This window comes from Bifidobacterium sp. ESL0690, from assembly GCF_029392315.1.
Lineage (GTDB): Bacteria > Actinomycetota > Actinomycetes > Actinomycetales > Bifidobacteriaceae > Bifidobacterium.
The window spans coordinates 2,191,964-2,218,962 of the sequence record NZ_CP113939.1; the positions used below are offsets into that span (position 1 = coordinate 2,191,964).

Annotated in this window: 21 protein-coding genes; 9 read left to right on the plus strand and 12 right to left on the minus strand. The window is 55.8% G+C overall.

Going from position 1 to position 26,999, the window contains the following annotated elements:
* Nucleotides 1-38 precede the first annotated feature (38 nt).
* Nucleotides 39-767: a type 1 glutamine amidotransferase gene (locus OZX62_RS08600; protein ID WP_277175778.1), complete on the minus strand. Its 729-nt coding sequence runs from the start codon at nucleotides 765-767 to the stop codon at nucleotides 39-41.
* Nucleotides 768-869: 102 nt separating this feature from the next.
* On the opposite strand from OZX62_RS08600, the gene cysS reads away from it, so the two are divergent.
* The 4 genes from cysS to OZX62_RS08620 all read left to right on the plus strand — a co-directional run bounded on the left by cysS (nucleotide 870) and on the right by OZX62_RS08620 (nucleotide 8,034).
* Entirely contained in the window at nucleotides 870-2,711 is a 1,842-nt protein-coding gene (gene cysS / locus OZX62_RS08605; protein ID WP_277175779.1) for a cysteine--tRNA ligase, read from the plus strand.
* Between the two features lie 243 nt (nucleotides 2,712-2,954).
* Nucleotides 2,955-5,210 carry a BspA family leucine-rich repeat surface protein gene (locus tag OZX62_RS08610; protein WP_277175780.1) on the plus strand — a complete coding sequence of 752 codons (2,256 nt, stop codon included), beginning with the start codon at nucleotides 2,955-2,957 and terminating at the stop codon, nucleotides 5,208-5,210.
* A gap of 141 nt (nucleotides 5,211-5,351) precedes the next feature.
* Nucleotides 5,352-7,013, plus strand: a complete 1,662-nt coding sequence (gene ffh / locus OZX62_RS08615; RefSeq protein ID WP_277175781.1) for a signal recognition particle protein — start codon at nucleotides 5,352-5,354, stop codon at nucleotides 7,011-7,013.
* A 16-nt stretch (nucleotides 7,014-7,029) separates the two neighbouring features.
* Nucleotides 7,030-8,034: an endonuclease/exonuclease/phosphatase family protein gene (locus OZX62_RS08620; protein WP_277175782.1), complete on the plus strand. Its 1,005-nt coding sequence runs from the start codon at nucleotides 7,030-7,032 to the stop codon at nucleotides 8,032-8,034.
* A 77-nt stretch (nucleotides 8,035-8,111) separates the two neighbouring features.
* On the opposite strand, the gene OZX62_RS08625 is transcribed toward OZX62_RS08620, so the two are convergent.
* Together OZX62_RS08625 and OZX62_RS08630 are read right to left on the minus strand one after the other, a co-directional pair.
* Nucleotides 8,112-8,555 (minus strand): hypothetical protein, encoded by a 444-nt coding sequence (locus OZX62_RS08625; RefSeq protein ID WP_277175783.1) that lies wholly within the window; start codon nucleotides 8,553-8,555, stop codon nucleotides 8,112-8,114.
* 89 nt (nucleotides 8,556-8,644) lie between these two features.
* Nucleotides 8,645-9,427, minus strand: coding sequence for a hypothetical protein (locus tag OZX62_RS08630; RefSeq protein WP_277175784.1), 783 nt, complete (start codon nucleotides 9,425-9,427; stop codon nucleotides 8,645-8,647).
* A gap of 578 nt (nucleotides 9,428-10,005) precedes the next feature.
* Between OZX62_RS08630 and OZX62_RS08635 the strand changes: the two genes are divergently transcribed.
* Nucleotides 10,006-10,236, plus strand: a complete 231-nt coding sequence (locus OZX62_RS08635; protein WP_277175785.1) for a DUF1778 domain-containing protein — start codon at nucleotides 10,006-10,008, stop codon at nucleotides 10,234-10,236.
* A gap of 166 nt (nucleotides 10,237-10,402) precedes the next feature.
* Here OZX62_RS08635 and OZX62_RS08640 read toward each other — a convergent pair whose 3' ends face one another.
* Nucleotides 10,403-11,341 carry a 3-hydroxyacyl-CoA dehydrogenase family protein gene (locus OZX62_RS08640; RefSeq protein ID WP_277177087.1) on the minus strand — a complete coding sequence of 313 codons (939 nt, stop codon included), beginning with the start codon at nucleotides 11,339-11,341 and terminating at the stop codon, nucleotides 10,403-10,405.
* A 221-nt stretch (nucleotides 11,342-11,562) separates the two neighbouring features.
* On the opposite strand from OZX62_RS08640, the gene rpsP reads away from it, so the two are divergent.
* The 4 genes from rpsP to trmD all read left to right on the plus strand — a co-directional run bounded on the left by rpsP (nucleotide 11,563) and on the right by trmD (nucleotide 14,198).
* On the plus strand, nucleotides 11,563-12,051 hold the full coding sequence (gene rpsP / locus OZX62_RS08645) for a 30S ribosomal protein S16 (RefSeq protein WP_277175786.1): 489 nt from the start codon (nucleotides 11,563-11,565) through the stop codon (nucleotides 12,049-12,051).
* Between the two features lie 2 nt (nucleotides 12,052-12,053).
* Nucleotides 12,054-12,287, plus strand: coding sequence for an RNA-binding protein (locus OZX62_RS08650; RefSeq protein ID WP_277142488.1), 234 nt, complete (start codon nucleotides 12,054-12,056; stop codon nucleotides 12,285-12,287).
* A gap of 14 nt (nucleotides 12,288-12,301) precedes the next feature.
* Nucleotides 12,302-12,952: a ribosome maturation factor RimM gene (gene rimM, locus OZX62_RS08655; protein WP_277177088.1), complete on the plus strand. Its 651-nt coding sequence runs from the start codon at nucleotides 12,302-12,304 to the stop codon at nucleotides 12,950-12,952.
* Between the two features lie 223 nt (nucleotides 12,953-13,175).
* The gene (trmD, locus tag OZX62_RS08660) at nucleotides 13,176-14,198 is read left to right on the plus strand and encodes a tRNA (guanosine(37)-N1)-methyltransferase TrmD (protein ID WP_277177089.1); all 1,023 of its coding nucleotides are present in this window, start codon (nucleotides 13,176-13,178) and stop codon (nucleotides 14,196-14,198) included.
* A gap of 310 nt (nucleotides 14,199-14,508) precedes the next feature.
* On the opposite strand, the gene rsmD is transcribed toward trmD, so the two are convergent.
* The 8 genes from rsmD to OZX62_RS08700 all read right to left on the minus strand — a co-directional run bounded on the left by rsmD (nucleotide 14,509) and on the right by OZX62_RS08700 (nucleotide 26,872).
* On the minus strand, nucleotides 14,509-15,084 hold the full coding sequence (rsmD, locus tag OZX62_RS08665) for a 16S rRNA (guanine(966)-N(2))-methyltransferase RsmD (RefSeq protein WP_277175787.1): 576 nt from the start codon (nucleotides 15,082-15,084) through the stop codon (nucleotides 14,509-14,511).
* 28 nt (nucleotides 15,085-15,112) lie between these two features.
* On the minus strand, nucleotides 15,113-17,908 hold the full coding sequence (locus tag OZX62_RS08670; RefSeq protein ID WP_277175788.1) for an ATP-dependent DNA helicase RecG: 2,796 nt from the start codon (nucleotides 17,906-17,908) through the stop codon (nucleotides 15,113-15,115).
* Nucleotides 17,909-18,203: 295 nt separating this feature from the next.
* Entirely contained in the window at nucleotides 18,204-19,781 is a 1,578-nt protein-coding gene (locus OZX62_RS08675) for an MDR family MFS transporter (protein WP_277175789.1), read from the minus strand.
* Between the two features lie 311 nt (nucleotides 19,782-20,092).
* The gene (locus OZX62_RS08680) at nucleotides 20,093-21,304 is read right to left on the minus strand and encodes a PTS transporter subunit EIIC (RefSeq protein ID WP_277175790.1); all 1,212 of its coding nucleotides are present in this window, start codon (nucleotides 21,302-21,304) and stop codon (nucleotides 20,093-20,095) included.
* A 5-nt stretch (nucleotides 21,305-21,309) separates the two neighbouring features.
* A complete protein-coding gene (locus tag OZX62_RS08685) occupies nucleotides 21,310-22,326 on the minus strand; it encodes an ROK family protein (protein WP_277175791.1) in 1,017 nt (338 codons plus the stop codon).
* A 292-nt stretch (nucleotides 22,327-22,618) separates the two neighbouring features.
* The gene (locus tag OZX62_RS08690) at nucleotides 22,619-23,296 is read right to left on the minus strand and encodes a transaldolase family protein (protein WP_277175792.1); all 678 of its coding nucleotides are present in this window, start codon (nucleotides 23,294-23,296) and stop codon (nucleotides 22,619-22,621) included.
* A gap of 48 nt (nucleotides 23,297-23,344) precedes the next feature.
* Entirely contained in the window at nucleotides 23,345-25,771 is a 2,427-nt protein-coding gene (locus OZX62_RS08695; RefSeq protein ID WP_277175793.1) for a glycyl radical protein, read from the minus strand.
* A gap of 354 nt (nucleotides 25,772-26,125) precedes the next feature.
* Complete coding sequence (locus OZX62_RS08700; RefSeq protein WP_277175794.1) at nucleotides 26,126-26,872, minus strand: DeoR/GlpR family DNA-binding transcription regulator; 747 nt, start codon at nucleotides 26,870-26,872, stop codon at nucleotides 26,126-26,128.
* Nucleotides 26,873-26,999 lie beyond the last annotated feature (127 nt).

Here is a 26,999-nt window from a genome sequence, read left to right on the forward strand (position 1 = left end):
TATAGTGCGATTCCTTGATTTCTATTGCAAGCTCGGTGTCAGGATTGTTCACTCATTGCGCGGGCGCTGGCGGCGCAACGCACGGCGAACGAGGAAAAGACCTGCTCGGCGAGCGGCTGCAGTTCGACGTCGTAGCGCTTGAAGTCCTCGCGAATCTTCGCAATCTCGCTTTTCTTCATACCCTCGACCATGGAAGGCTCGCTGAGCCATTCGTCCAGCAGCGTCGGGGTAACCTCGAGATGGAATTGCAGCCCGAGCGCGCTTTTGTAGCAAAACGCCTGGTTTTCAGTATATTTCGACGACGCAAGAAGCTGCCCGCCTTCGGGCACGGAAACGACGTCGTTATGCCAGTTGAGCACATTGATTTGGTCGGTCCACATCGGGAACCAATCGTTTTTGGCGACACGTTTGATCGGCGCGAACCCGATTTCCGAGCACTTTCCGCTCTGCAGTTTGCCGCCGAGCGCCGTCGAAATAATCTGGTGGCCAAGGCAGATGCCAAGCACCGGTTTACCGGCCTTCACGGCCTTGCGCACCAGTTTCGCTTCGGTTTTGAGCCCCGGATACTCCTTGTAATCCTGGGCCCCCATCGGCCCGCCCATCACGACGAGCCCAGCAATCTCCTCACTTTTCGGCACGTCAGGGTTCGCATCAGCCGCAATGCTCAACGTCTCGCTGGCCATGCCAAGATCGTCAAGATTATCAAGGATTCGTCCTGGCTTCTCGCAGGGGACATGTTGCAGAATAAGCACTTTCGGCATCGTCATGATTCTATTGTGGCATTTCGCCACCCCAAATTTATAACGATTGACTTCCAGCGAACGGAACTTATCCATTTTTGTCGGCTAAACCCAATATTCTTGATTATTATGGAAAACGCCACGAAACCGCAGAATTCCAACCTTTCCGGAACAGACCAGCCGAAGGCTCTCTCTAAAGCTGCCAACGATCTGAGACTTTACAACACGGCCACACACGAAGTGTCCGCGTTCACACCGATTGTGCCTGGTAAAGTGGGCATCTACGTCTGCGGTGCCACGGTGCAAAGTTCGCCGCATATCGGCCATATTCGTGCCGCCGTCGCCTTCGACATTGTCCGTCGTTGGCTCAAAAAGCTGGGTTACGAAGTCACTTTCATCCGCAATGTCACCGATATCGACGATAAGATTTTGGACAAGGCAGCAGCTGCCGGCCAGCAATGGTGGGCGCGCGCCTATTATTATGAGCGGGAATTCACTCGCGCCTACGACACGCTCGGCGTGCTTGCACCAACCTACGAGCCTCGTGCCACCGGCCATATCGGCGACATGGTTGATTTAATCCAGCGTCTTGTTGACCGCGGTCACGCCTACGTCATTACCGATGCCAACGGCAAACCGACTGGCAATGTGTTCTTCGACGTGGCCAGCTGGCCGCATTATGGCGAACTGACCCATCAAAAGCAGACTTCCGATTTCGATTCCGCGGCGGCTGTGGCCGACGAAATGGGCCCGAGCGTCGACCAGTCCGGCGACGACAAATACAATCCGCTCGACCCGGCCGACCACTCCCCCGACAAGCACGATCCGCGCGATTTTGCGCTTTGGAAGGCTTCGAAGCCGAGCGACCCCGAGACTGCCCGCTGGAAAACGCCATTCGGCACCGGCCGTCCGGGCTGGCATATCGAATGCTCCGCGATGAGTCACCGCTACCTCGACGGCATGTTCGACATCCATGGCGGCGGGCTCGACCTGCGCTTCCCCCACCACGAAAACGAGATGGCGCAAACTCGCGCGGCCGGCTACGAATCCGCCAACGTGTGGATGCACTCGGCATGGGTGACGGCCAAGGGCGAGAAGATGTCGAAGTCACTGGGCAACGGCCTTTCCGTGCCGAGCGTACTAGCGGATAATTCAGCGTGGGTAGTGCGTTACGCGTTGGGCGGCGTGCAGTATCGTTCGATGCTCGAGTGGAGCGACCAGACGCTCGCTGAAGCGAAATCTGCCTACGAGCGCATCAGCAATTTCATCGGCCGCGCTGGCAAGGCTCTGGGTGCCGACGGCCAGCCAAGCCGTCAGGAAGTCGAAGCCGTCAGGGCCGACCAGCTGCCGGCCGATTTCGTGGAGGCCATGAACGAAGACATCAACGTTTCGGGTGCCACCGCCGCAATTTTCACCGCCATCCGACACGGCAATTCCCTGGCTGACAAGCTTGAGTCGGAGCAGGGCAACCAAAACACCGACATGTTGGACGATGCCGATATGACCGCTTTGACCGACGAATTCCGCCGGGTTCTCGAAGAGACCAGCGAGCGCTATGCCGACATGCCCAAAGAGGCCATTCAGAACGACGCGAAGGCTCGGTTCGCCTTCACGCACGGCAATGTTCCCTCCGAAATCATCGACGCGCTGACTTCCCGGGTAGCTCTGCAGGAGACGTTGCTCTCGGTGCGAGCGATGCTCGATACTTTAGGCCTGGATCCGTTGGCCGAGCCTTGGAACGCCGGGACCTCCGAAAGCAGCCCCGGTGCTCAGAACGCCAACGGCAGCTCTAGCACCGAAGCCGAACGCAAGTTGCTCGACAACCTGATCGGCTATCAGCTCGCCGCCCGCAACGCCGCCCGCAAGACCAAGAACTTCGAGAAGGCCGACAAGATCCGCAATGCCCTTGCTGCCATGGGCGTGATAGTCGAAGACAAGCCTACCGGTTCCACCTGGAGTCTGAAGTCCTGAGGTAGCATCCGCCGAAAGTGCGGCAGATATTACAAATGACGGTTACTTTCCAATAAATTATTCACCTTTTATTTTCGTAACCAGATTTATTAAAAAGTAATATCAATTATTGCAATTGACTTGCATACCCTGCGATTTTGTCGTACAGTTGCTTACAGTTATTCGAATATAATAATTTCTATTTATAAATATATTTTGAGGATTATTTGACGACACTGAGAGTAAGAGACAGGGGAAGCAATAATGAATCGCAAGATTAAAACGATATTCGCAACTGCGGTGGCCGCGGCGACGCTATTGGTACCTGCCATCGCGCAAGCCGATCCCGCCCAACCCGGCGAGCAGCCACAAGAGAGCACGAGCAGTACACAAGCTTCAGGAGCCACAACCTCAGCCCCAGGCGCCTCGGCATCCGCTCCTGAAACTAGCAGAACCAGCGCATCGGGGTCGTCGTCTACAAGCGCGACGCCCGCCCTCGGAACTCTAACACCCAAATCAAAATCGCATTCATCTGCGACCCTACCCTCTTCGCGGCTCCACAGCGACAAGACCGCCAGCATAGCGACACGGGGCCTGGAACCCAGCACCCAAGGCGGCGAGTGCAGTGACACTGGAACCATGAGCCACGGCTATTGGACCTTGGCTCCTGGCGTCGAATACGGCGGAGAATGTACGCTGACTTTCACGGCCAACGACCCCTTGCAGGAAAACGATTTCGCAGGTTTGGAATCCTACACCCCCTCAGCGGCTGCCTCCATAACAAGCTCCGGCAGTCTAACAGGCCCGTACAAGCACTTTGGAACAAGAATTCCCGAAAGCACAGTTTATATGCTCAACCCCTCACGGGTAAAGGAATTCGGACAGGCCGAGCATATCGTCTTCGAAGGCCCAGGCAAAACCAAGCTTCCGGAAAATGCAGCATTCATGTTCGGCGATTGGGGATGCGACGGCAGCGGTTATTCCAGTTGCACCCTCAAAAGCTTCAAGAGCAATAACGCCCTTGACACCAGCCAAACCACCAACATGCGAGGAATGTTCCAAGCCGGAACAAATCTGACGGATCTTGACATGAGCGGCTGGAACACCGGCAGGCTTGAAAGCATATACTCGATGTTCGATATCACCGGCCTCAGCGATTTGGACTTGAGCGGCTGGGACACCCATTCCCTGAAGCAGATGCATCAGGCGTTCTATAACACGACCAAGCTCAAGACGTTGAATCTTAGCGGCTGGGACACCAGCAATGTGACCGATACAGGAAATATGTTCATGGGAAGCGGACTTCAAACATTGGCTGTCGGCCCCAAGACCAGCGTCATCGATTTGAGCGATCTTGGCAATGCCAACTGGTTGAAAGTCACCCATCTGTCTGCCGGCACCTCCGGAACCACACAGGAAGTCACCGACTCCACCCCGCAGACCACGGCGGAATTCCAGGCAAGTCTGACCACCGATCCCTCCCGCGCAGGCACCTATACGCGCGCGAACAACGAGAGCCATTCGCTCAACCTCAACGCCAACCTTCCCGCAGGCTACACGGCAAGCGCTGAAGCCAGCGGATATACCGACGATGGCAGCGGCAATCTTTCACAGAGCGCATTTGAAACGAGCGCCAAGAACGTGCCGTTCCCGACTTACGATGCCACGCAAGTTCTGACCAATCGTGGCAGCAAGCGCAACATCACCCGAACAGACGGGTCCACGTTGACCCTGCCCGCTTCAGACCCGTACACGCTTTCCGCAGCGCCCGGGACCACTGACACATACACCTTCATGGGCTGGAACACCACGCCAAGTGCGACAGGCGCCGACCATCACGGCGGTGACGCAATCAGCCTCGCCAGCGCTGACGTAACGCTCTACGCGATCTGGAAGAAAGACGCCAAGCCCATCCACGTCACGCCTCCCAGCACTTCGCCTTCCGGGTCTTCCTCACCTTCCGGGCCTTCCGGGCCTTCCGGGTCTTCCTCACCTTCCGGGCCTTCCGGGTCAAGCAGCCCTTCAGGCTCATCCACCTCGCCTTCCGGGTCAAGCACAGGCAGCGCGAACGGCATGATCTCCCATCCTGCCACCCAGGGCCCGGCTCCTGCCGCAGCCAGCAATGTCGCATCGCCTTCAACGCCCACCTTGGCACCCGCCGCACGTCTGTTTGCTGCGGCCCCTGGCATTGGCACCCCCGGCCCTGCAGCTCCCGGCACTGGTGACCACACCCTCAACGGTGCTTCCCCGAACGCTTCCGGCGAGACCCCGAAAGAAAAGATCTGCAAGATCACCTACTACGGCGAAGGCTCCGTGGCACCTGCAGCGGTAATCTGCAAGAACGACAACAAGAAGTCCGTCGTGAGCGCAGTACCCAGCGCAACCACCCAGACCGCACCAGCCCCGGCATGGCTTTTCATGTTCGTGCTTGCCGTCTTGTTCTTCGTGGCCATGTTCCTCTACCAGCGCCACAATGCATTCCTCGCCGCGCAACACCGCGCCGCAGCAACCACTGATTGACAGTCAGCCAGTGCGGCGTTGATTTAGAGGCCAACGTCGAATAACAGAAGGTTGCGCCCCCGCTAAAAAGAAGCTCCGACCAGTTTTGAACTGAGTCGGAGCTTCTTTTTTCTCCTTACGAACCGCTAGAATTGGGTCATTATGGCAGCATTCAGTTCTTTGACAGACAAGCTCTCCAACGCGTTCAAGCACCTGAAGAGCAAAGGCAAACTTTCCGAGGCGGATATCGACGGGACGATTCGCGAGATTCGTCGCGCCCTGCTTGACGCCGATGTGGCGCTCGACGTGGTGCGCTCCTTCACTTCCCGCGTGCGCGAACGTGCGCTGGGCGAAGAGGTCTCGCAGGCGCTGAACCCCGCGCAGCAGGTAGTGAAGATCGTCAACGACGAGCTGACGCAGATTCTCGGTGCTGGCGTTGACCGCCCGCTCAACTTCGCCAAGAACCCGCCGACCATTATCATGCTAGCCGGCCTTCAGGGTGCCGGTAAGACGACGTTGGCAGGCAAACTTGGCTATTGGCTGAAAGACGCCGGACATACCCCGCTTCTGGTCGCGGCCGATTTGCAGCGCCCGAACGCCGTTACCCAGCTGCAGGTGGTCGGCGAGCGAGCTGAGGTGCCTGTTTATGCTCCAGAAAAGGGTGTGCAGTCCGACGGCGGCGAGGCCGTCGCGGCTCCAGGCCAGACCAGCGGCGACCCGGTGAAGGTCGCGCGCGACTCGATTCAGTATGCCAAAGACAAACTGTATGACACGGTCATCATCGATACCGCAGGTCGTTTGGGCGTCGACGAGGAGCTGATGAAGCAGGCCCGCGATATCCGAGACGCCGTGAACCCCAACGAAATCCTCTTCGTCATCGACGCGATGATCGGCCAGGACGCAGTGCAGACCGCAGAGGCATTCAACAAGGGCGTGGACTTCACCGGCGTGGTGCTCTCCAAGCTCGACGGCGACGCACGAGGCGGCGCGGCGCTTTCCGTGGCCTCCGTGACCGGCAAACCGATTCTTTTCGTCTCCAACGGCGAGGGGCTCAAGGACTTCGAGGTCTTCCACCCCGACCGCATGGCCTCCCGCATCCTTGATATGGGCGATATCCTCACCCTGATTGAGCAGGCGCAGAAGGAATTCGACGAGCAGGAGGCGATTCAGTCCGCCAAGAAGATGGCGAAGGGCACCTACGGCCTCGACGACTTCATGGAGCAGCTCGAGCAGGTGCGCAAGCTCGGTTCGATGAAAAGCCTCCTGGGCATGATCCCCGGCATGGCCGCACACCGCAAGGAACTCGAGGCTCTTGACGAACACGAGATCGACCGCACCGAAGCCATCATCCATTCAATGACCCCGGCTGAACGCCGAGACCCCTCCATCATCGACGGCTCCCGCCGCGCCCGCATCGCCTACGGTTCCGGCAACACGGTCTCCTCCGTCAACGGCCTGCTGCAACGCTTTGAGCAGGCGGCCAAGATGATGAAGCGCATGACCAATAAGGTCGGCGGCGGCATCCCCGGTATGGGCGGCCCGGCAATGGGCGGAGGCTACGGCGGCAAAAAGGGCAAGAAAGGCAAGAAGAAGGGCAAGTCCAAGTCCGGTAACCCGATGAAGCGCGAGGCAGAAGAAAAAGCATTGCGCCAGAAGCTTGCCGGCAAGAAGAACTCCGGCGGTTCGGCCTTCGCCAAGAAGCCACAGAATCCCGCCCTTCCGGCCGGTCTGCAGGAAGCCATGGAAGCAGCCGGCTCCGACGAAAACGGCACCCCGAACCTTCCGCCCAACTTCGGCGGAGGCCTTGCCGGTCTGCTCGGCTGAACCGCGAATAGGTCCCATGGCTATAGCTCTTTCCATACTGCTGGGCCTCATCGCCCTGTGGTGGGTGCTGCGTTTCCTGCCGGCGGGCGTTGATGGGCACGGACCGCTGCCCTATCTCATCGCGTTCGTCCGCTTTCTGTGGATGCCATCAGCGCTGGTTTTGGCGGCGACGCTTGTTTCCCAGCATTGGATTATCGCCATTTTTGCCGCAATGCTGACATTGCTTACCGGCGTATTCGCTTCGCCTTGGTACAGGAAGCGCAATACTCCCGCCAACTCTGGCAGCACAAGGCAAACAGCCGATAATTCAGTAATCCAAAATAGCGATAATTACTATAATGTAATGACGCTAAACTGCCGTTACGGACTAGCTGACCCTCAAGCCATCATCGACGCCGTACGTAACAATGACGTATCTATATTGGCCTTGCAGGAACTTACGCCAGACCTCGTCGACGCGCTCGACAAAGCCGGAATGAACGCATTGCTCCCCTATCGTCAGCTGGGTAAGGCGCAGGAAAGCGACAACGGTGGATTCAACGGCATCTGGGCACGCATCCAGCCCGGGGCGCAAACCGAGCGTACCGTCGACATCGCCGCCACCGACGTGCCGAGCATCACCGTGGGAAACGTGGCGTACTTCAGCGCGCACCCCAAATCGCCGATGCGTGGGTGCCGAGAATGGTCGCTCGGCATCAGGAAACTGGGCGAACTCGTCGACCAAGACGTATTCGCTATCGCAACGACAGCGCCATCCGCCCCCACACGCGCAACCGTCATCATGGGTGACCTCAATTCAAACGTCGACCATCCCAGTTTCCGTAGCCTGCTCAACTCCGGCTTCACCGATGCCGGTCTCGACATCTCGCACGGCAGCGCCGCGAGCTTCCCGACCTGGTTGCGTTGGCCCCGTTTGGAACTTGATCACGTTCTGGTGACCTCAGAAATCGCTATATCTTCGATACAGACCATTAACATTCCCGGCAGCGACCATCTTGCCTTAATTGCCCGGCTCGCCTAGCTGGAACGTAAGTTTGGGTTCCCCTTTTCCGCTTTCCTTGCCACTCGAACTACTTCGAAAATGCCTGCAAACCTGTCTCACAAACTCAAAAATATCGGAATGCCAATGAAAAGCAAAATGAGAAACGCATAGACGAACGCAAGCACCAGGTTCTCAACCCAATCCTGAGCACGCGGCCACATAGGCACCCGCTCGAGATGCACAGCAGGCGTCGAGAAACACAGCAGGCCCGAAAGAGCCACAAGCACCAAGGTAAAGATCAGAAGCGGTACGCAGATCGGCAATCCTAAACCGTCGGTGTCCGCCCAAAACTGCGGGGAGGCAACGTCGAACTGGCAAGAGACGACCGTCACCACCAGACTCAGCACCCACATCCAAGGCATGATGAACCTAAACCACTGAAGCGCCGTCGGCCTGCCACTGAGGTTCGGCGAGCCTTGGCGACGCCATATCTCCACTTGGATATCATTCCGTTGAAGATAGCCCATACCTACATTCGGCATCCGATTTCCCATGGTCATCGGGATAACCCTCCTTTCATCGGTCAGTAAGCAGCCAGCCAACCGCCCCAACCGTTCAGCAAAACCTCACACAAGGCAAGGCCATCGCCTCATGTCCCCTCGCAGGTGATGGCCGGCGGACGATAATCCTTATTGAAATCCATGGTCGAATTCTCGGTCAGTATCGAGTCATCAGGTGACTTGATATGGCCTTCCCCGTCGCGCCAGACAACCTGGAACGTGTCCCGTGCTTTGAAACCAGCCCATCGGATATGGGTATCGTGCAGAAGAACCGACCCCGGCTTACCCACATATGCGCGATAAGCGTAGGTGTTGCCATCCATGACATCTTCATCGGCAAATCCTGTGTACGCGACCACCACACGGCAGCCCGGCCCGTCGGCTGAATCGAGAATCTGATAGCGGGGAACCCGAACCGCAAAGAGCGACCCGAGCAGCCACACCGCGCCCATAGCCCACACCAAGGTCCATGCGGTCACGCGACCCCAGCGAGGCAGCCGAGAAAACGGTTTTGCATTCTCCCGTGGCATCACGCCTGCCACAATCAAAGCGACAACCACCAAAACGACCGCCACCCCGCAGAGGTTGAAGGCGATGATACTCACATTCAGACAGATCTTCCCCAGCAGCAGGACCGGGAAGTAATGACCAAAGACGAACAAACACAGCGCGACAATCACACAAACCGCAGCGACGAGTTCGAGAGCCCCCTTAAGGCTCCGTGGTTTCCAACCACCATGGATCGTACCATTACCAGGACGATTCTCAGCATGCACGTATCCGTTGCCGGGCCCGTACCCGCCTTGTCCCGCCGGCTGACTCGTGGGAAGATAACCAGCACCCGTCGCTTGGTAGCCATAACGCTCACCCATTGGGCAACTCCCCTTACCGACCCATCACCGGGTCTGTCGAATGAAGCACGGGACACGTCACCCGGCAACGATCAAATCAACATTGTTTGATAAATTCCACTATGCGTCACCAAATGTAAAGATTCACGGCATCGACGAAGCCCACACCCCATATCCACGTTTTCATCGCTTCTTCACGTAAGGTTCCACAGCTCGTTCACAATAAGACAAAAGCGCAATAACCAAACAGTTTCACACCCATTCCCGGATGATCATTTTGCACTGCTCGCCAGCCGATGCAGCTTGTTTGCCGCAAATTGTATTACTGCGCTCTAAGATAAACACGAAAGGTGAGACAGAGAACAATTCGGCTGTCTTTTACCTTTAAAACCATTTCATAACATAAGCAGCGCAAGGCTTTTGCCGACGTATCGCTTTCATCGAAAAGGTAATCAAAAAAAGATAAAACTAGTCATAAAATGACTGTCTATTGACTTTCCATAAGAGTGTCCATATGCTGTCCATTTGGTTGCTATGTAGACGACTTGAACCGATACTAAAAGTACGAATTCAATGTCGAATGCAAAGAAGGACATATTATGAACGACACACAAAATGCAGACATTCAATTCAATATTCCCGTCAGCAAAGAACAGCTCACGCTTATGAAACGGGCTGCGGCGCTTGAGGAAAGGCCGGTAAAGGACTGGGCGATGGACAAATTGCTCGAGGCCGCAAGCATGGGCGTGGAGCAGGAGGTGACGCTTCAGGAGGTCAACGAGGAATTCGACAAGATCCTTGCGACGTTCGAGGCGCCTGCGAACGTCTGATAATTTTTTTGAACGGTTACCGAAACTCTGCGACCCCGCACCGATACGTACGAAATCGCAGAATCCGATTATATTAATAAGCATCACGAAAAGCGGGAAACAACCTTATAGCTGTTTCCCGCTTTTCGTATACCCGAATGCTCCTACTCGAATATCTGGATTACTATTACTCGTCCTTATCGCGGCTGAGCGCCTCAAGGAGCTGATCGTCACGCGACTGGACGGTCTGGGCAGCCTGCTCGCCCTGCCAGTCATAGAACCCCTTGCCGCTCTTCGAGCCAAGTTCACCGGCATCGACCTTGGCTTTGAGAACAGTGTCCTCGCCGGTTTCGTTGGCCAGATCGTCGTAAAGGTACTTGGAGATATTATCGAAAACATCAAGCCCGCCGAGGTCGATGCTGGCGATCGGGCCAAGAATCGCCCAGCGACGGCCAAGGCTGTATTTGACGATGTCGTCGACTGCCTCCGGAGTGGCAATGCCACGCTTGACGATGTTCAGGCATTCGCGGACGACCGCCAACTGGATGCGGTTGCCGACAAATCCCAACGATTCGGTTTTGAGCGGCACGGCGTGCTTGCCGATGTGGTTCATCAGCTCGACGGTGACGTCCACGGTCGCCTGATCGGTCTTCTCACCTGGCACCACCTCGACCAAAGGCATCAGCTGGGCCGGATTCCAGAAGTGAGCGACGACAAAACGGCCGGGATGCTGCAAACCATTCGCGATTGCGGACGGACTCAGCCCTGACGTGTTGGTGGCCAGAATAGTCTGGTCGGAGACGATACCCTCGACCTTTTCCCACACATCATGTTTGACCTCAAGATTCTCAAGCACCGATTCGATGATGAAATCGACGTCGGCAAGCGCCTGATAGTCGGTGGTCATCGAAATACGGCCAAGTACCGCATCCCGATCTTTGGCTTTGACCATGCCGGACTTGATGAACGTATCGAGGTCACGCTCAATGAGCTTGCGGCCACGGTCCAGCGCCGGTTGAGCCGTATCGACCACGGTCACCTCATAGCCCTTCATCGCGAACTGCAGCGCTGTAGCGTGACCCATCGTGCCTGCGCCGAGATTGCCAATCTTCTTGATATCCGTCATTTCCATAGATATATCTCCTTGAAAGCGGCATCATGGTGCAGCTTCATTTTTCAAGGATAGACCGGCACCGGAATCTATCCAGCGGGCGCGATATAGTTGAAAAGTTATTCACGGGTGCGGGGCCCTCTCAATCCCGCAGGCCGTGAGGGACAACGCGGATTCAAGCAAGTATGCCCCACATACGAGTTCGAAACCGCAATGAACCAACAAGGAGAGCCACAATGGCTACCAAGATTCGTCTGAAGCGCATGGGCAAGAAGTTCTATGCCTTCTACCGCATTGTCGTCATGGATTCGCGCAAGAAGCGTGACGGCAAGTCGATCGAGGAGATCGGCCTGTACGATCCGAACCAACAGCCTTCGATGATCAAGATCGATTCCGATCGTGCTCAGTACTGGCTTGGCGTCGGCGCACAGCCGAGCGAACCGGTCCTGAATCTTTTGAAGATCACCGGCGACTGGCAGAAATTCAAGGGTCTGCCGGGTGCCGAGGGCACGCTGAAGACCGCTGAAGACGGCCCAGATGCCGCTGCTCGCGTCGAAGCCGCTGAGGCTGACGCCCAGAAGCTCAAGGCCAAGCAGTCCGAAGCCAAGGCAAAGGCCGAGGCCGAGAAGGCCGCGGAAGCCGCCAAGGCCGACGAAGCCAAGGCAGAGGAAGCCGGCGCTGAAGAGGCCAAGGCCGAAGCTGCTGAGACCGAGAAGGCTGAGTAATCATGCTCGCGCAAGCTGTGGAACATCTCATTTCCAATATCGTCGACTTTCCCGATGATGTGTCGGTGAAGTCCCACGAAAACGCCCGCGGCGAACTGTTGCGGGTGCGTGTGAATCCTGAAGACATCGGACGTGTGATCGGCCGCTCCGGCCGCACCGCCAATGCGATCCGTACCGTGGTGCAGGCGTTGTCTGACCACAAGGTGCGCGTCGACATCATGGATGTTCGCAAGTGAATCGCGACGAAACAATTTCGCAGCAGGCAGACCCTCAGCAGCGTGAACTGTTGAGGGTCTGCCGTATCGGGCGTGCGCAAGGGCTCAAGGGCGAGGTCACCGTCCGCACGTTCACCGACGAGCCGGAGCTGCGGTTTGCCCCTGGTTCGGTTTTGTATACCAAAGATGGCTCGCGGACGTACACCATCGCCCGTTCCCGCACGTTTAAAGACCGCTGGATTCTGCATTTTGAAGGCGTTGACGACCGTGACGCTTCCGAGGCTTTGAACGGCTTGGAACTTTACGTCGAAGCCGACGATCCCGAAGAAATGGCCGAGGAAGATGCTTGGTACCCCAAGGATCTTATCGGACTTGAGGCTCGCGTCGCCGACAACCCTGCTAACGGAATCGAAAGCGGAAAAGCCGGTAACGTCATCGGCAAGGTCGTGGACGTCATCGACGGACCTGCGCAATCGCTGCTGAAAATCCGCTTGGCCACGCCGGTTATCGAGCAAAAAGACGGCAGCTATATTCCTGCATCTTCTGACGAGAATGACGAGAACAATGACACTAAAATCATAAAAACAGTGTTAGTTCCATTCGTTGATGAATTAGTGCCAGACATCAATCTTGACGAACATTATCTCACTCTGGATCCGCCAACTGGTCTGATTCCAGATTTGTAAAGCTATTTCAACCTTCACATAAGGTGTAGGTATCAGCGACAATTCGTCTGATGCCTACACCTTTTTGTTCGACAATATTTCCAATCACAGAAGTGACCTCATGCCTTGGATGCCATTTATCAGGTATGCATTATCCAATTAGAAGTTTCATCTATTACCCATCTGGGCGGTTACCGAAATGGGTGGTTACCCAGATGGATGGGGTCACGATATGGTTAAAAGCATGAAGATTGATATCGTGTCTGTATTTCCCGAGTATTTTGAAGCTCTCAAAGTCGGCCTGTTTGGCAAGGCCATCGAACGTGGGCTGCTTGACGTGAAAACGCACGATTTGCGCGACTGGACCCACGACGTGCACCATTCCGTTGACGATACACCGGTCGGCGGCGGCGCCGGCATGGTGATGAAACCCGAGGTCTGGGCCGAATGTTTGGACGACTTGCTTAATCTGGAACCTGCTGAAATCAGTGATGGCAACAACACCCAAGAATCTTTAGCAGCTATCAACAATTCTCAATCATTTTCCGAGTCAAAACCCTATTCATTCGATAAATCGGATCTGGCTGCAGATAATGTAATGGCAGAAAACGCAGCATCATCTTTCCAAATTCACAATGGCACTTCCGACGACGCACAGAACGATTCAGATGACGAAACGACTACTTCCGTGACAACTGGCCAAACCGTCACCAAGCCCGTTCTGATTTTCCCGAATCCTTCGGCACCGCTGTTTACCCAGCGCGACGCTACCGAACTTTCGCGAGCCAGCCACCTTCTGTTCGGCTGCGGACGCTATGAAGGCTATGACGCGCGTATCCCCCGCTACTACCGTGCGCAGGGCGTTGACGTACGCGAATATTCCATCGGCGATTACGTACTGAACGGCGGCGAGGTAGCCGTCTCAGTGATGCTCGAAGCCATCACCCGCCTGATGCCCGGATTCATGGGCAACCCCGACTCCATCGTGGAGGAATCCTATACCGGCCAAAACGCGCTTCTGGAGCACTACCAGTACACGAAGCCGGCCGTCTGGCGCGGCATGGGCGTCCCCGACGTGCTCACGAGCGGCGACCACGGCAAGGTCGATCGCTTCCGCCGCGACGAGGCCATTGCCCACACCGCCCAGCTCCGCCCCGACCTCATCCAACAGCTCGACTGCAAGTCCCTCGACAAGGCCGACCGCAAAACCCTGATGTCCCTAGGCTGGGAGGTCTCTGGTTTCCACCCGCGCAAGTTGGACGCCTAGACGCAGAACAATTCCTTCTACCTCATCACCGGTTTCAAACTAGAATTAGCCAATACTTGGACTTCATACAAACAAGCCTTCTATACTTTCTCGATAATCAGAAAGAATGATTTTCAACACACCCAACAAGAAAATGTTATTTATAAATAACATAACCACCCTATTGACCCCTCAATGTTATTTATAAATAACATAAACGGCGATTTTAAGGTATTTTGTTATTTATAAATAACATTCACAGCTAGCTATGCTATACAGCTATTAATTCAGTATTAGGCAAATCTGCAATGAACCTCTTACCAGCGGCCATTTAGCTGTGATCGATGTAGTAGACCTCGGTTTCGCCGTAGTGACGTTGGTCGGAGACCTGCCAGCCTTCCGGCATCGTCAGTGCGTCTGAGCGGGTCGAGCGCTCGAAAACCAGGACTGTCTGCTCGTCTGCGGCCGGGGACGCGACCAAGTCGGCAATGAGCTGGTTGCACTCTTCGGTCGTAAGTACGTAAGGCGGATCGGCGAAAATCACGTCGAAGGCAGGGCCATCGTAGCCGGAAGCGATACGTTCGGCTCGTTTGCGCATCACGCGGGCCTTCATCGTGCGTGAATCCCACGCACGGTTGCGTTTGAGATTGCTCAGTTCCTTGTCAATCAACGCAGCGGCGGGCCCTGCTGACTCCACGGCCACCAGCTCGTCGGCACCACGCGAAAGCGCCTCAATGCCTAGAGCTCCGGTTCCAGCGAACAAATCGAGCACACGGGCATTATCCAGCACTCCCCACGCATCAAGCTTGGAGAAAATGGCCTCTTTTGTCCTGTCTGTCGTCGGTCGAGTGCCCGGCTTGGCCTTGGCCAGCTCGAACCCTTTGAATCGTCCCGCAATCACACGCATAATTCCACCTTATAGCTATATAAAGAGCTCAGTTGCTCAAGATTTCGGATTCGCCGCCACGGGTGAAGTCCAAAACGGCACCGGCAAGCTGGGTCTGGTCGGCAAGTGTCGGATCATGCTTAAGCAAAGCTTCCGCCTGTTCGCGGGCATCGGCGATAATCTTGGCATCCTTGACCACACGCAGCAGCTTCAGGCCTGACTTGCCACCGGACTGGGCGTCGCCCAACACATCGCCGGCACCGCGCAGTTCAAGGTCGGCCTGCGCAATTTCAGCACCGTCGAGCGAGCCTTCGATGACCTTCAAGCGCTGCTCGGCGATGCTCCCCGGTTCGGCGCGCGAGATGAGGAACGCCCAAGAATCGGTGCCGCCTCGGCCCACGCGGCCACGCAGTTGATGCAGCTGGGAAAGTCCATAACGGTCAGCATCGAAAATAGTAATGCAACTTGCTTGCGGCACGTCCACACCGACTTCGATAACGGTGGTCGCCACAAGAATCGGCGTCTTGCCGGATTCGAAATCAGCCATCACCTGTCGCTTGGTTTCGTCATCATCACGGCCAGTCAACGTCGCAAACTTGATGCCGGCAAATTGCGGCAGCGACGAAAGCCGCTGGGCGATTTCATCGACGGCATGCAGCGGTGGCTTGGGCTCGCGCGGCGTGCCATCATCGTTTTCGTCACCGTAATCATCGACTTCCACGAATCCACTTTCGGTATCATCGCTGCCCAAGCCAGCCGCCGAAGATTTCCGTCGACCGCCAGTGTCGGAACCTACACCCGCAGAAGCTCCCCCGGCTTTGCCTGCAGCTGCAGCCGCCACTTCCGCATCGGCTTCGTCCGCGTCAATCCTCGGACAGACGACGTACGCCCGCTCCCCTGCGTCGATACGCCGGCGGATGTGCACAAACATCTGGGCCATCATATTGCCATCGGCTTCAGGCACGATGAACGTGCGAATCGGCTTGCGTCCGCCGGGCAGCTCGGTGAGCCATGAAATATCAAGATCGCCGAACCATGTCATCGCCGCGGTGCGCGGAATCGGTGTCGCCGTCATGACGAGCAGATGCGGGGTCTTCTCGCCTTTCGAACGCAAAATCTCGCGCTGCTCGACACCAAAGCGATGCTGCTCATCAATGACCACCAGCGCGAGGTTTGGCGCCTGAAACATCTTGGAAAAAGCGGCATGCGTGGCAATGATAATGCCGGGTTCACCGCTGGCCGCCGTCGCAAGCGCCTTGCGCCGTGCCGCCAGTTTCATCCCCCCAGTCAACAGCGTCACCGGAATAGTCGAAGACTGATTATCGAGCTTTCCCTTATCCTTGCTGTTGTCTTTGCCATCGGAATCGAGGTCAAAAGCCGTTGTTCTATCGTCATTGCCACCGGAAATCTTGGCAACCATACTGCTGACGGTCTCGAAATGCTGCTCGGCGAGCACCTGCGTAGGCGCCACCAACACGGCCTGATTGCCGGAACCCACGGCCTGCAGCATGGCTGCGAGCGCCACCACAGTTTTGCCGCTTCCGACCTCGCCCTGAAGCAGCCGTTGCATCGGATAGCTGCGTCCCATGTCCTCGCAGATGGTATCGATAACATCCTGCTGGCCTTTGGTCAAGGTAAACGGCAGCGAGGCGACAAACCTATCACGCAACCCAGCATCCCTACATTTGAACGTCTCAGCCTTACGCGCGTCCTCGCGTTCCTGCAGCACGGAAATCTGGGAGACGAACGCCTCCTCATAGCGCAACGTTGCCAACGCCGCATGAAACGCCTTGGTTGATTGCGGATCGTGAATGGCCGCAAACGCATCGGCTCGGTGCATAAGATGCTTGGAATCGATGACATCCTGTGGCAGCACGTCGGGAATCGCGGCACGCAAGGCAAGGTCATCTACTTTATTATTTGCAAGACCATTGCCGCCGTCATCATTTATGGTATTATCGGGAACAGAGCCAACATTATTATCTTCGCTATCACTTTCCGATAACCCGCCATCTTGCTCAGCAGAACCATTGCCAGCATCATCACTCCTTCTGAGCGCCGCTTCCCCACTGGCACGCAAGGCATCAAGCATCGCGACAATGGATTCATGGATATGTTCGGTCGAGATGCGCGAAGTAGCATGATAGACAGGGCGCGGGCGGCAGACGTGCCGCAGAGCTTCGTAAGCGGTGGAAGCGTCGAATTTCAAGGCATTGGGAGCCCGAACCGGCTGAGAATGCGAAGTGGGAGCACCAACACTGGCTGAAACGACACCTTGCGGTTCCAACTGTGTATTGGAGTGATTAGAAATATCGTCGAAAGAAAGTTCACCAGTACTTGCGGAGCCCGACGCTGCTGCCGGGTTGGCGAATACATTCGCGCCTTGCGGCATCACGGTAAGCACTTCGGGATGGGTGAATTGCAACTGGCCGTTGAACTCCGTGGGCGTGCCTGCAAGAACGACGTCGGCGCCCGAATGCAAGCGTCCGCTCATCCAGTCCATATATTGCTTTTTATGCGAGAAAAAGACCAACCGGCAATTCGACGCCGGAACCTGGCGGCTTGCGGCGAACGCACCATCGTCAACAACCGCTTCCAGTCGGTACCCGCGTCTGCCGCCCATCGGAATGACCCGCGCAAAGCGCACCACGGCCGCGAACGCCATCGGCATGCCGACTTTGGCCTCACGGATCGCCCGCAGCGGCACAGGCTCGGTGACGCGGAACGGGTAGTAGGTCAAGGCGTCGCCGACCGTCACCATGCCAAGCCCCTTGAGCGCGCTGACTCGCCGTTTGTTGGCGATTAGTGCGGAAATCGGGGTGGTAAGGGTGACGGTGTTGCTCATATCTCTATTCTATTGAAGGCCGACGAACGCCTTGAAAACGTTGACAAATCCGACCTTGCATCTTTCCAACACAGATACATGGAAGCGAGCCGTAATATGAATATGAGATCATACACATTCATTCGTATCGCGAAACAGCTGAAATGACTTTCCCAATACGGAAATCCCGCACAACCAGCAAATACATTTCTCAAACGGCTCTATTCAGCCAATTTGCCAAACCTATTTGTCTACTTGTGCGGGATTGATCGGAAGAAGCCGCTTACGCAACGACTTCCCGACCTCGATTCACCGACTACTGGCGCTTGGAGGCGTCATCCGTCGAAGTCTGCTTGGAAAGACCGAAGGAGATGATGAACGCGATGATGGCGAGCACCAGAGCGAAGGTGAATCCCCAACGCGAACCGGTGACGAAAGCCATCGCCTTGCCACCGGAATGGGAAGCAGCCTGACCGGCGCCGAGCAGAATGGTGGCGACGGCGGTGATGACCGCGCCGACAACTTGCTGCATGGTGTTCAGGATGGTGGAGCCATCGGTCGAAAGGTGCTGCGGCAGCGAGGCGAGCGCCGAGGACTGGGCCGGGCTCATGGCCATCGGGATGCCGATCATCAGGATGACATGTGCGCAGATGATGTAGCCCACAGAAGTCGACGGGCCTGCCAGCATCAGCAGGACGACACCGATCATGGAGAGCACCAACCCGCCACGTACGAGCCACTTTGCGCCAACGACATCGTAGAGGCGTCCGGCGAACATGGAGACCACCGCGTTGGCCACGCCGCCAGGCAGCATCACCAGGCCGGTGAGCGCGACCTTCACGCCGAGGCCGTTCTGCAATTCCTGAGGCATCAAGTACATCGTCGCCAACGTAATACCAAAGTTCATCATCACGATAAGCGCGCCCACGGTGAACTGGCGAATGCCCAACGCATGCAGGTCGATGACTGGGTTGTTCATGTGCAGCTGACGGTAGCTATACGTAGCAATGGCAGCGATGCCGACGACCAGAATGGCGATAACCGGCAGTGAGAAACCGAAGTCACTAATCAGGCTGACACCGAGCACGAAGCCGCCGAAACCGACAATCGAGGTGATGCAGGAAAGCGCGTCGATGCTCGGCTTAGTGAGCTTGTAGGCGTTGACCATCCAGATCGAGGCGCAGACCAGCGCAACCAGCGCGATTGCAGCGAAGAAGAAGAAAATCGCACGCCACGAGAACGCACCGATGAGCGCACCGGCGAGGGTCGGGCCGATGGCCGGAGCGAACATCACTACGAGACCGGCCATACCCATGGCCGCACCGATCTTATTGAGCGGGAACACTTCAAGAATGACGGAGAACATCATCGGCAGCACCAGGCCGGTCGAGATGCCCTGGATCATACGGCCCGCGAGCAGGACGCCGAACGAAGTGCCCGGTGCGAAGCCAGAAATCAGCGACCCGACGAAGAACATCGCAAGCGCGAACAGCAGCAGCGGCTTCGACGGAATCCACTTCAGCAGAAGGCTGGTGAACGGCAACACGATGCCGATGACGAGCATGTAGCCCACCACCATCCACTGCGCGGTGCCGGAACTGATATGGAAACTGACCATCAGGTCAGGCAGCGCGATATTCATCGCGGTCTCGCTGAGCATTCCAAGGAACGCACCGAGATACAGTCCGAGCATCGTCAGGTTCGGATGTTTGACATCGATACGCGCTTTCAACGGTTTGTGCGGTGATGTCGGGTCTTCTTCCGCGCGCTTCGACTTTCCTTTGGTGCTTCCGAGAGGCATTGATACTGCCCCGGCGTTGAGCGCTACCGAAGCACCGCTTCCGTTTCTGTTTTCCCGCAACGTCCCATTTTCAGGCGCAGTTGACCTAGACATGGCAGAGCCCATGTTTTTCTTTCTCCATTTCATTCCTGCGTCTTATCGCCGTTTACGGTCGCACAGGACATTCGTGCATCGCGCCTTCGAGCGCGCTTCCATTGCAAGGGTGGCGCCGAACGCGCCCACTTTATGTTGGCAGGAACCCCTCAATTCCCAAAGCGAAACCTTATTATTAGCACCTCACTGGACAACACTGCGAAGACAAGTACACAGACATAGCTACACAAAACATGAAAAAGCCTCCGACGCCGAACGACGTACGGAGGCTTTAAATTGCTATTGACTATTGGCTATTCGCTTTTACACGACTAAGCCGTTGCCGCAGCTTCGGCCGCCGCCTTTTCGTCGACGGCAACACCAACTTCGGTATTCAAAGCGGCTTCGGTTTCAGAGCTTTCCTCAAGCAGCTCACGATCCTCTTCGGAACGAACCTCGTCCTTTTCGACTTTCAGATCGTCCACAGGGAACTTGAACACGAGAGTCAAGACAAAGGCGACCACCATGGCGACCACGCAGGAAATAACGTAGGTCACGAAGCCATGGCCGAAGAACACGGGCAATGTCGCGATGCTGGGAAGAGCGAACGCATGGGCCTGGACCCCGGAATATCCGGCTATCGCACCGCCGACACCACCACCGATGCACACGGCGGCAAGAGGCATCTTGCGCGGAAGGTTCACGCCGAACATCGCAGGTTCGGTGATACCGAACAAAGCCGAAATACTGGCGGAAATGCAGGTTGTCTTGAACGGAGCGTCATGGCTCTTGAGCATCACGGCCAACGCAGCACCGGCCTGGGCGAACACCGGAGGACCCATCAGGGCGAGTACCGTATCATGTCCGGATACCGCAAGATTGTTCATGCCAATGAGAATCAGGCTCCAGTGGAAGCCAAAGATGACCATCGGCTGCACCGCAGCGCCCAACAGCAGACCTGCGATAATCGGAGAAAGTGCGTACACCCATTCGTATCCGGCGGCGAGTCCGTCGCCGACCACCTTACCGAACGGACCGAACAGCAGCAACGTCACCGAGCCGACGAACAGTACACAGATCAGCGGGGTAAGGAACCCGCGAATCACTTCCGGCAGGACCTTGTCAAGCCATTGCTGCACGAATCTGAGCAGACCAATCGCCAGAATGATGGGCAGCACGCTCGAGGCATATTTGACGCCCAGCATCGGTATGCCGAAGAACGAGAGGGTGGTGCCCTTTTCCTGCACTTTTACGAGTGCGGGATACAGCAGCAGGCAAGCGATGACGACGGCGATATACGGGTTGGTCTTGAATTGCTTGGCGGAAGTGTAAGCGAGCATGACGGGAAGGAACGTGAACACGCACGAAGCCATCGCGTCAAGCACCAGATACGTATTCCCAGAAGCATCCAGCACCTTGCAGCTAGTCAGAATGATCAGCACGCCCTTCATGATGCCGGCTGCCGAAAGCAGGTTCACAATGGGAAGGAAAATGCCGGAAATACCGTCGATGACGATATTCAGCAGACTCTTTTTCTTGGCCATACCGTTCACTCCTTGGTAAAGTTGTTGACCAGCACCTTGCCTTCAGGCGCTTTTTGTTCTTCGTCGTCGGATTGCTCTTCCGACTTCTTGATTGAGCCGTCCACGTCTTCCTTGTTGACGAAGTATTCACGCTCGTCAACGCCGCGCAGGTAGCACTGCAGCGCACCTACCAGGTTTGCGTCGTTCTGGAACTTGCAGCTGACCACTTCCGCCTGGGAGACGAAATACGGGCAGGTCGCATAGAGTTTCTGCAGATTGGCACGAATGGCCTCGATGAAGGCGGGCTGGGCCGAAATGCCGCCGCCGATGGCAAACCGTTCCGGGTCGACGATGTTCTGGATATTGAATATCTGAACCGCGATGTCATGGGCATAGTGGTCCAGGCAATCCAACGCCTCGGGCTCTCCCGCGTTGACGGCCTCGAAGAATTTCACGCCATCGATGGAAGCCGGATCGACGCCCTTGACGCTTGCATAGTTGGCGCACAAAGCAGGAGTGCCGCATTGGTTGCCCCACACGCCTTCACGGGTCGGGCCTTCATCGCGCGAAGTGATGATGTAGCTCACTTCTCCGGCAGAGAAGTGCGGACCACGATGAAGCATGTGGTTCTTGATGATGCCGCCGCCGATCATGGTGCCGAACAGGAGAACGAACCCGTCGCTGACATCTTTCAGCGCGCCGACGGTAGCTTCTGCTGTCGCGGCGCACTTCGCATCGTTGTCCATCACGATCCGCACCGGGCAATGGCTGAAAAGCTCATGGCGAAGATAGAAATCGTCATTGTAGCGCAGCGCGCCGCCCATGGCGCAGTATCCCTCATCCGCATCAATGATGCCGGGCATCGAAATCGCTATGCCCTGCACGCCAGGCTCCTGCTTGAAAAGCTGGGTCAGCGCGGCGATCAATTCCTCGCGGCCCGTTTGCGGGGTGGGAATCGAGCCACGTGAGGTAATTGAGCTGTCTTCGAGCATATATGCGTATTTGATATTTGTTCCGCCGATATCAATAGCCAAAATTTTCATGATGTTTCCTTGCGATATCTTTATTGGAACTTTGAGGCAGAGTTCAACCTTGAATTCCATCAAAAAATCGAATTTTTTATCGAATCGTGAAAGCAACATAGCTTTAACGATTACATTACCATTAATTGAATCATCGTATTTTTTTATTTATCGTCGGGCCTCACCAGTGGATTTCAGTATCACAAAACTCTGAAACCCACTGGTTTAACCCTAACAGTTCGATGACCACGATGACACAGATTATTGCTGAAAGTCACCGAACCGCTTTGACCGGAGTATAAAACCGACGAGCCTATACGGTCGCCATGGTCTTTCCTGCGCCCGTAAGTCCTTCGAAGTCAGCGGTGAAATCATCCACCGCTGCATCGATGGCTGCGTTCTTGGTCAACGAATCGATGACCGAAGACGCAATCGTGGCAGCACCGACACCGTGGACCGCCAGCTTGAGGACCTGTTCGGAGTTCTTGAAGCTCGCCGCCAAAACCTCGCAGTGCAGATTGTTGGCTCTGAAGATGTCGTGGATCTTGCACGCGACGTCGATGCCGTCGTAACCCATGTTGTCGATGCGGTTGATGTACGGCGCCGCATAAACCGCGCCGGCCTTGGCCGCTATGAACGCCTGCAGCGGAGTATAGATCGCCGTCGCAGTGACATTGATGCCCTCGGCGGACAGCTGCTTGATTGCCTTGAATCCTTCCGGAATGCTGGGAACCTTGGGGAACGTGTTGTTTCCCAGTTCCTTGACAATCCGGTGGGCGTCGGCAACCATACCCTCGGCGTCCCTGGCGACCACTTGCGCATGCAACTCGCGGTCCGGCCCGATAATGGAACGAATCTCGTGCAGCACCTCGAAGGGAGGCCGCCCGGCTTTCGCCAGAATCGAAGGATTGGTCGTCACACCATCAATCGGATAGTACTCGACCAAACGTTTGATGGCCTCGGTATCCGCATCATCAATGATGAGTTTCATGGTTATTTCCTTTCATTGCCAACATTTAAGAAAATCGCGATTTGCGAATCACAAGGTCTGTTCGGTCCGCTCAATGATGTCGTCCTGAGTCGCCTTGGAAAGCACGACAAAGAACGCGCTGTAGCCGGCGACGCGAACGATCAGGTCGCGATGCTTTTCCGGATGGACCTGGGCATCAAGCAATGTTTCACGGGAAACGACATTGTATTGCACATGGTATCCGTGGAGCTTGTCGAAGAACGCCCGGGTCAGCAAAGCAAGCTTTTGCCGGTTCTCGACCTTGGAAAGCACCTGCGGCGTCATCTTCTGATTGAGCAGCACACCGCCGGTGATGTCTTCCGTAGGAAGCTTGGAAACCGACTTGAACACGGCGGTCGGTCCGTGCTGATCCGCGGAATGAGAAGGACTGCAACCTTCGGCGAGCGGCTCACCTGCAGCACGACCATCAGGGGTGGCCAACGTGCCCGCACCCTGCGGCACATTCGCCGAAATCGAGCTCGTGCCGGCGTAGTAGATTCCACCGATCGGGCCGCGGCCGTAGCGGGTATTGTGGTACTTCTTCATCTCATCGATGTAGATGTCATAGGCCTGACGAATAAGCGAATCGACATAATCATTGTCGTTGCCGTACTTCGGCGCCGCCTTCATCAGCTCACGGATATGCTGGTTCTTCTCGCCCTGCCAGTTGGCCTGCATCGCATCCCAAAGCTCTTCGGGGGTAACCTTCTTCTCCTCGAAGACCACTTTCTTCATGGCGGCGAGGGAATCGGCGAGGTTGGCGATGCCCACCTGCAAGTCGGAGATGAAGTCGTAGACGGCTCCGCCTTCCTTCATGTTCAGGCCACGTTCGATGCAATCGTCGGTCAGGCAGGAGCAGAGGATGTCGGCCGTGTCCTGTTCAAGGACCATATCGCAGGTCGCGTCGATGATGACGCACTGTCGGCACATCTCGCGGATGACCTTATCCCAGCAATTCATAACCTGGTCGAAACTCGTGAAGTCCTTGAAATGGCCGGTGCCTTCCACAAGTTTCGTACCGCTTTGCGGATCGACGCCATTGTTCATCGCGATCAGGAGCGCCTTCGGGAAATTGAGGAAGCTCATGCCGGTGCAACGGTAGCCCCATTTGCCGGGCACCGCCGTCTCCACGCAACCGATGGCCGAATAATTGTAGGCATCCTCGCGGGCCACACCCTTTTCGATGAAGCTGGGGATGATGACCTCGTCATCGTTGAACGCCGGCATACCGAAACCGCAACGCACCACTTCGATGCATTCGTTCATGAAATCGTCGGGAAGGTTCTCGTGATAGCGAACGGTGAGGTTCGGCTGCGTCAAATGGCATTGTGCCACGGACTTCAGGATGAGCCAGCTCATCGGGTTGGTGGCGTCCCTAGCTTCGCCATCCACCAGCTTCTGGCCGCCGACCGTTACGTTCTGATAGAGCGGCGAACCCGCAGAGAACTGAGTGTGGCTCCACGGACGGACCTTGTTGATGGTGAAGGTCTTGAGCCAGAGGTTGCACATCAGCTCATCGGCTTCATCAGCCGTGATCCGACCGGTCTTCAGATCGTTTTCATAATACGGCCACAGATATTGGTCCATGCGCCCGTAGGAAAGCGAATGCCCGTTGGACTCGAGCTGCAAGGTGAGATGAATCAGCCACACAGATTGCACCGCCTCACGCAAGGTGCGCGCTGGCTCATACGGCACATGGTCAAGGGCCTCGGCCATTCCGCGGAGTTCCGAAGCACGGCGCTCGTCACCCTTTTGCGAGCACTCCGTAGCCTGCTCGCGCGCCAATGCGGCGTAGCGGCCAGCGAATTCCTTGACCGCATCGACCACAATGAGAATCGCACGGTAGAAATAGCTCTTGTGGATGTTACGATAATCGGTCAGATCGAGCGCATCCAGCTTCTCCTGTGCACGACGGGCGTAATCCTTCAGCCCGAGCTTCAGCAAACCACCATAATTGACCGCGCAATGGGCATCGCCCGAAGTGATGTTGCCCTCGGACTTGATGATGCCGAGATCATAGAACAGCTTGGAATGGGGAGGGAATGCCGCCAGTCCGCGGTCCTGAAGGGTGTTGTGCTTCCAGAACGGATAGATGGAGCGCAGCTTTTCCTTGTTTTCCTCGGTAATGGTGAATACGTCGCCATCACGTTTTTCAAACTGGTCAAGTTCGTCAATCACCCAGTCCATGGCGTATTCGGGGTAAATCGGCGCCGAACGATTCTTTGAAGCTTGGTTGCCGGCGATGACCGTCTCGGGTTCGATGAAAATCGGCATCTGCTCAAGAATCTCTTTGAGCATGATCGCACGCTTGATGGCCAAGGGCTGATCTTGCTGCTCCTGATAGACCTTGGTCGTGATCATCGCGCGATCGACATCGATCTGCGGCACTGCGTCGAGCAGCTGATCACGGAAAGAGTTCATCCTGTCAGTGAGCTTTCCAAAATGTGAATCACTCATCGTACTTTCCTTTCATAAATGTAAGCTACATCACTTACGCAGCTTCAGAATAACGAAAGGAAGTTTTTTTGTCAACTTCGTAACTATTTTATCTTTTGTTCGTAAATAAATTACTTTCGATTTGATTGATTCTCGACAACTTACGCTTAAATCCATAAAACGATTGCTATCGAAAAGGCAAAGATAAATCACTCTGCCACAAATACCTTGAAACCATTAAAAATTATCGTTCTGTGCTTTTGACGCCAACACCAGCAGACATCCATTTTGGATACGACCGAAACCCCGACATAAAATCGCGAGGCTGGCATCAAAGAATTAAAATGTAAGTAAAAATTTCCTTACAGCGAAATATCAGACCGTAACGATCTCGACACCATGCCGATCCAACATTTTTCTGGCTGAATCGGAAAGACCTTCATCCGTAAACGTCGCCACATCTTTGTGCCCAAAATCAAGGGGAACGGTGCCACGGTGCGAAAACTTGCTGCTTTCGGTGACTACGACCACGCGGCCGGCATGCTGTGCCATATCGCGAACAGTCTCGGCACGCAGGGAATCACGGTTGGCGAATCCCGTCTCCTCGCTGTAGCCGTCGGTGCCGGCGAAGAGAATATCGACGTACATCCCTTTCAAGCAACGCTCAACCATTGGCCCGACCATGACCTGTGCCGTCTGCTGGTATATGCCACCCAAAAGAATGATCTGGCATTGGGATTTGCCGCGTACGTAACCGGCGACAAAGGCGCTGTTGGTGATGATGGTGAGGTCGTTTTTAGTTGAAACCAGTTCGGCCGCCAGCAAGGCGCAGGTACTGCCATTCTCGATCATCACGGTATCGCCGTCATGGACGCACTCGGCCGCGCGCCTGGCGATCTTCAGCTTTTCCTCGTAATGGTATGCGAGTCGGCTTTCCATGTTGTCGGCGCTTTTCAGCACCGCGAACCCGTGCTCGCGATCGATGATGCCGCGCTTTTCAAGTTCGCTCAGGTCCTTGCGCATGGTGACTTCAGAAACCCCGAGATCTTCGGCAAGTGCGGTGACCTCTATGCGTTTATGCTCGGTAAGAAGCTCGAGAATACGATTCGTCCTCGTTTTCATCTGTATGCCTTCCGTAGTGAGATCCGCACTTGCCTATATTGCAAGCCTAACACCTTGTGTCCTGCAATCACAAGCAAATTACTTTTCAAACGGAAGCATCTGTCTTATCAAACCAAACTGTTTGTCA